This window comes from Serratia sp. 506_PEND, from assembly GCF_001076875.1.
GTDB lineage: Bacteria > Pseudomonadota > Gammaproteobacteria > Enterobacterales > Enterobacteriaceae > Serratia > Serratia marcescens.
In genome coordinates, this window is sequence record NZ_JVEL01000259.1 from 1 (window position 1) to 5,755 (window position 5,755).

At 53.6% G+C, this 5,755-nt stretch carries 5 protein-coding genes; all 5 read left to right on the forward strand.

Annotated features, from left to right (window positions below; genetic code table 11):
- The first annotated feature begins 58 nt into the window (after window positions 1–58).
- The 5 genes from ADK28_RS06770 (at window position 59) to ADK28_RS06790 (ending at window position 5,724) form a co-directional block, all read left to right on the forward strand.
- Window positions 59–1,075 (forward strand): terminase small subunit, encoded by a 1,017-nt coding sequence (locus ADK28_RS06770; RefSeq protein ID WP_048795245.1) that lies wholly within the window; start codon window positions 59–61, stop codon window positions 1,073–1,075.
- Complete coding sequence (locus tag ADK28_RS06775; protein ID WP_048795242.1) at window positions 1,053–2,360, forward strand: terminase large subunit domain-containing protein; 1,308 nt, start codon at window positions 1,053–1,055, stop codon at window positions 2,358–2,360. The genes ADK28_RS06770 and ADK28_RS06775 overlap by 23 nt, the downstream gene beginning before the upstream one ends.
- Window positions 2,361–2,365: 5 nt before the next feature.
- The gene (locus ADK28_RS06780) at window positions 2,366–3,757 is read left to right on the forward strand and encodes a DUF4055 domain-containing protein (protein ID WP_048795243.1); all 1,392 of its coding nucleotides are present in this window, start codon (window positions 2,366–2,368) and stop codon (window positions 3,755–3,757) included.
- A gap of 2 nt (window positions 3,758–3,759) precedes the next feature.
- Complete coding sequence (locus ADK28_RS06785) at window positions 3,760–4,872, forward strand: phage minor head protein (protein ID WP_048795244.1); 1,113 nt, start codon at window positions 3,760–3,762, stop codon at window positions 4,870–4,872.
- Between the two features lie 87 nt (window positions 4,873–4,959).
- Window positions 4,960–5,724 (forward strand): DUF6651 domain-containing protein, encoded by a 765-nt coding sequence (locus ADK28_RS06790; protein ID WP_048795246.1) that lies wholly within the window; start codon window positions 4,960–4,962, stop codon window positions 5,722–5,724.
- Window positions 5,725–5,755: the final 31 nt, after the last annotated feature.

Genomic DNA, 5,755 nt, shown 5'->3' on the forward strand with positions numbered 1-5,755 from the left:
GCACCCACCGCGCACCCAGCGCACCGGCAGGCTGATGGCTTTTTTTATGGAGAATGCTATGTCACAACCGGAAGAAAGCGGCCTCGAGCGCGATTACTGTGCCGGTCAACTTTCTCTCCGCGACCTGGCAGAGATATACGGCATCAGTGAGGGGGCAATCAGGAAGCGCGCCAAAAAACATGGCTGGGTACGCAAGGGAAAGGGCGGTACGCAAAAAGGTACGCAGGTACGCAAAAGCGGTACGCAAAAATCAAAGGTGCGTACCAAGACGGATCCCAAACTCAGCGCAGAAGAGCTGATATCGGAATCAGGCTTATCACCACAGCAAAGCCTTTTCGTAGCGGAATACCTGATTGATCAGAACGCCACTGCCGCCGCTGAGCGGGCCGGTTACAGCGACCCAAACTATGGCCGTCAGCTTCTGACGAATCCTAACGTTAAACGGGCCATCGATAGCCAACTGGTTGCATCGGTATCGCGCACCCTGGCAAACGCTGATGAAGTGCTCGAAAAAATGTGGCAGCTGGCCACGTTCGACGCGAACGAGATTTCGCAGTACCGCCGCGGCGCCTGCCGGCATTGTTGGGGATTCGGACACCACTACCAGTGGCGGGATTCAATCGAGCATGATGAAAAATGCGAAGAGGCCAAGGCCAGGAACAAGCCGGAACCACCAGACAAGGGCGGCTATGGCTACGACCACAACAGGGAGCCTAACCCAGCTTGCCCGCACTGCAACGGAGACGGCATAGGCCGCGCTTACTTCCCGGACACCCGAAAATTATCTGGCATTGCCCGTCTGGCGTATTCCGGTACGAAGGTCGGGAAAAACGGCGTGGAAATCACGGCAATCAGTCGTGAAAAAATGTTCGAAGCTGTGATGAAACGTCTGGGCTTGGCTGATAGCGAGTTTACGCAGAGGCTGCAGCAGGCTGAAATCGAACGTCGGCAGCTCGAGGTTGAAAAGCTGGGTAAAGAACTGGCCGACGATGACGACAACGACACGCCGAAGCCGGTGGCGATCAACATCAACGTGGTAGACGCCAGGAGGGATGATGATAGCGCCGACGCTTAATATTCCTCAGGCTCGTTTTCTGGCGATGCCGCACAAGCTCAAAGCCTACGTCGCCGGGTTCGGTTCTGGCAAAACGTGGGTAGGGTGCGGCGGTATCTGCAAGGGCATGTGGGAGTTTCCCCGCATCAACCAGGGCTACTTTGCGCCGACTTATCCGCAGATCCGCGATATTTTTTACCCGACGGTCGAGGAAGTGGCGCACGATTGGGGGATGCGCGTCCAGATCAACGAGAGCAACAAAGAGGTGCATTTCTACGCCGGCCGGCAGTACCGCGGAACGACGATCTGCCGCTCGATGGAAAAGCCGGAAACTATTGTCGGTTTTAAAATCGGTAACGCGCTGATCGACGAGCTCGACGTGATGAAAAAAGAGAAGGCGCAGAAAGCCTGGCGGAAAATCATCGCGCGTATGCGTTACAAGGTGGACGGTCTGCGCAACGGGATTGACGTCACTACGACGCCGGAGGGGTTTAAATTCGTTTGGCTCCAGTTCGTCAAAGAGGTACGCGACAAACCAGAGCTGGCGACGCTGTACGGCCTAGTGCAGGCGTCGACGTTCGACAACGAAAAGAACCTGCCGCCGGACTACATTCCCTCGCTGATGGGGAGCTATCCGCCGGAGCTGATTAAAGCCTACCTGCGCGGACAGTTTACCAACCTGACGAGCGGCACCATTTACCACCAGTTCGATCGCCGTTTGAACAACTGCGACGAGGTGGAGCAGCCCGGCGAGCCGCTTTATATCGGGATGGACTTCAACGTCGGCAAGATGGCCGGCATCGTTCACGTTCTGCGCCTGGGGCTGCCGTGTGCGGTTAACGAAATCATCAACGCGTACGACACCCCCGACATGATCCGCATTATCAAGGAGCGTTTCTGGCTTTACGATGGCGCCGATTATCGTAAGGTGCGAGAAATTTACATCTACCCGGATGCGTCGGGTGATTCGCGAAAATCCAGCAATGCCAGCCTGACAGATATCGCTCAGCTAAAGCAGGCTGGGTTTAATGTGGTGGTGAATGCTGCTAACCCTCCAGTGAAAGATCGAATTAATGCGATGAATGCGATGTTTTGTAATGGGAGTGGTGAACGTCGCTATAAGGTCAATGTGAAGCGTTGCCCGATTTATACCGAATGCTTGGAGCAGCAAATCTGGGATGAAAAAACCGGTGAGCCGGATAAAAAATCCGACAATGACCACCCCAACGATGGCGCCGGTTATTTTATCCAGAAACAGTTCCCCATTGTTAAACCTGCCGGAAAGGTCACCAAATTACGGATGTAATCACCATGCCTGATATTTCAACACCTAATCTTGATTATAACGATATGGTCGAAGCCTGGGACATTAACGATGCGTTGATGGGCGGCACGCTTTATATGCGCAGGCTGGGCGAAACATATCTGCCACGCTGGCCGAATGAAGACAAGGAGGATTATAAAAAACGGCTGGCTGTTGCAACATTGCTTCCTGCCTATGAGGAAACAATAAAGCAGGATATTGGCCGCGTGTTTGCTGAGCCGACCGTTTTAAGCGACGAAACGCCTGAGCAGATAAAAAAACTCACACCAAATATCGATCTGGAAGGAAATAGGCTTGATGTATGGGCGCAAGAATTCTTTTCTATCGGGTTTCAGTATGGTCTGGCTCATGCGCTGGTCGATTTTCCTCGCGTGAACAAGGATGAGGTAAAAACGAAGGCCGATGAGAAGGCAGCAGGTAGCCGCCCATACGTCACCATGCTCAATCCTCGCCAGGTGATTGGCTGGAAGTCGAAAGTGGTGAAGGGAAAGGTTGTGCTGACCGACTTACGCATCAAAGAGGTGATCATCGTTGATAGTGATGATTACGGGCAGACAAAAGTTGAGCAGATTCGCCACATCATGCCCCGAAAGGTGGAAATTTACCGAAAAAGCAAAGGCGATTCTGGTGAGAGCGTTTGGGCTATTTTCGAGGAGTGGGAAACCAGCCGTGATGATATCCCTCTGGTGACGTTCTACACCAAACGCACGGGATTTATGCGGGGTTCCCCACCGCTACTAAATCTGGCATTGCTGAACATCAAGCACTGGCAAAGCCAAAGTGAGCAGGACAACATTCTGCATGTCGCCCGGGTGCCGATCCTCAGTGTTTATGGCCTTGAAGAAGGGCAAGAGTTAACCGTTGGTGCATCAAGTGCCGCGCGTTTTGAAGATAGGCAAAAACAAGGGATCGAGTACACCGAGCATACAGGCTCAGCTATCGGAGCCGGAAAAACCTCCATTGACGATCTTGAACAACAAATGCGGCAGGCTGGCGCCAAATTATTGCGCGCAGAAAATACCTCCACAAAATCGGTCGATCAGACTAACGAAGAAAAAATGCAGGAGAACTCGCCACTATTCACGATGGCGAGTTCCCTCGAAGATGCTCTCGATAATATCCTGCAAATAATGGCCGAATGGCTGGGCTTGCCTTCGGGCGGTAATGTTGATGTACGCACCGAACTGGAGACGGAAACGCAATCTGTTGACGCACAATCAGCGTTGGCGATCCAGTCATTACGGCAGGGTGGAGACATTCGCTTTATTGATGCTGTGCGCGCTTACCAGCGGCTTCGTATCATTGACCCAGACGCGAATCCTGAAGAGGTAATGGATGTGTTGATAAATCGACCTCCTGATTTAATCAAGGAGGAGTAGCGATGGGAAAGGTTAATGATCGCTTGCTAGATGAAACCTTGGCACACGCACTCTTCGTTTCTCGTTACTCGACTGGTATTGCCCAGCGGATGGTAAAGATCCTCAACCAGGCCGATGCGGAGCTGTCATCAAAATTGCTGATGGCGCTGGATGACCTAGACCCGCAGAGCTTCACGGTTCGCCGCCTTGACTCACTGCTGGGCGGCGTGCGGGATATCAACCGGCAGGTTTACCAGCGGCTTTATGGGGCACTGAGCGACGAGCTGGGCGATTTTATCGGGTATGAAGGCGGTTTTCAGTTCAGCCTGTTTGATTCTCTGCTGCCCGACCTGGTGAAACAGCGTTACCCGCTTATCAGCCTGACACCGCAGCAAGTTTACGCCGCAGCGGTGGCGCGGCCGTTTCAGGGGCGTTTGCTCAGCGAATGGGCCGGCAAGTTGGAAAGCGACCGACTCCAGCGCATCAGTAACGCTGTGAGCCAGGGTTATCTGCAGGGTGAAACGACGGACCAGATTTATCGCCGGATCCGCGGCACTCGCGCCCGAAATTATCAGGACGGTGTTTTGCAAACTGGCCGGGCCAATGCAACCAGCGTGATAAAAACCGCCGTCAGCCATATGGCGGCTGTAGCGCGCACGGAATTCGCCCAGGCCAACGCCGACGTTATCGACTGCAAGCAATGGCTGGCAACCCTCGATAACAAGACGACGCCGACCTGCATCGTGCGCGATCGCCTGCGCTACACGCTGGACAACAAACCCATCGGCCACAGGGTGCCTTATGGCGCCGGGCCGGGGCGGATCCATTTCTGTTGCCGGTCAGTGGAAACGCTGGTGGTGAAATCGTGGCGAGCGCTGGGTATCGATGCCGATGAAATGCCGGCGGGCACGCGCGCCAGTATGGATGGCCAGGTGCCGGCGGAAACCAATTATCGGGACTGGCTCCAACGTCAGCCCTACCGGCGCCAGGTGGAGGTATTGGGCGAAACCCGCGCACGCTTGATGCGTGACGGCGGTATGCGGCCGGCGGAATTCTTCTCCGACAAAGGGGAGTGGCTAAGCCTGCAACAGCTGCGAGAAATTGATGAACGGGCGTTTTCGGATGCCGGACTATAGCGACCACCTTTGGGTGGTTTTTTTATTTCTGCCGCCGAGCGGATGCAAAGCGGTGAACAGTCGGATGACTACATCAAAGGTAACAACATGAAATTGAAAATCGTTGAAGTTAATGGGCAAAAACTGGCTGCTATCGATGACAAAGGCAATCCAATTTATGTCCATGATGACGGAAAAGAAATTGGATTCGATGCTTCCCAGGCTATCGGAAAGATTGCCTCTTTAAATGGTGAGGCAAAATCGCACCGAGAGGCAAAAGAAAGTGCCGAAGCTAATCTGGCTAAATTTGCCGGTATTACTGATCCGGCTAAAGCAATAGAGGCGCTCGAACTGGTAACCAAAATCGACCAGAAAAAGCTGATCGACGCAGGTGCAGTGGATCAAGTGAAGGCTGAAATCACCAAGTCGTTCCAGGCCCAACTGGACGAAGCAACAAATCAGAACAAGACCCTGCAGGATCAGCTCTACAAGGAGATGATCGGCGGCCGTTTCTCTGGCTCCAAATTCATCACCGATAAAATGGCGATCCCGGCTGATTTTGTTCAGGCGCGCTTTGGGCAGTCCTTCAAAATCGAAGAGGGCAAGGTTGTTGCCTATGACCCTTCCGGCAATAAAGTTTACTCGCGGGCTAAGCCGGGCGAACTGGCCGATTTCGACGAGGCGCTGGAGTTTTTGGTGGAGCAGTACCCGCAGAAGGATCACATCCTTAAGGCTTCTGGTAATTCGGGTGGAGGTTCGCAGCAATCGCAGCACCAGGCAGGGCAGAAAACCATGAAGCGCGATGCATTCGATTCGCTGGATATCACCGGCAAGAACGCAGCGCTAAAAGACGGGATCACTATCGTCGATTAACCACCTCACATTTTGCCGCCACCTGGAAAGG

Excerpts from the sequence above, each read along its gene's own strand:
- ADK28_RS06770 (WP_048795245.1), top strand. The coding sequence starts at position 59 with ATGTCACAACCGGAAGAAAGCGGCCTCGAGCGCGATTACTGTGCCGGT.
- ADK28_RS06775 (WP_048795242.1), top strand. The coding sequence starts at position 1,053 with ATGATGATAGCGCCGACGCTTAATATTCCTCAGGCTCGTTTTCTGGCG.
- ADK28_RS06780 (WP_048795243.1), top strand. The coding sequence starts at position 2,366 with ATGCCTGATATTTCAACACCTAATCTTGATTATAACGATATGGTCGAA.
- ADK28_RS06785 (WP_048795244.1), top strand. The coding sequence starts at position 3,760 with ATGGGAAAGGTTAATGATCGCTTGCTAGATGAAACCTTGGCACACGCA.
- ADK28_RS06790 (WP_048795246.1), top strand. The coding sequence starts at position 4,960 with ATGAAATTGAAAATCGTTGAAGTTAATGGGCAAAAACTGGCTGCTATC.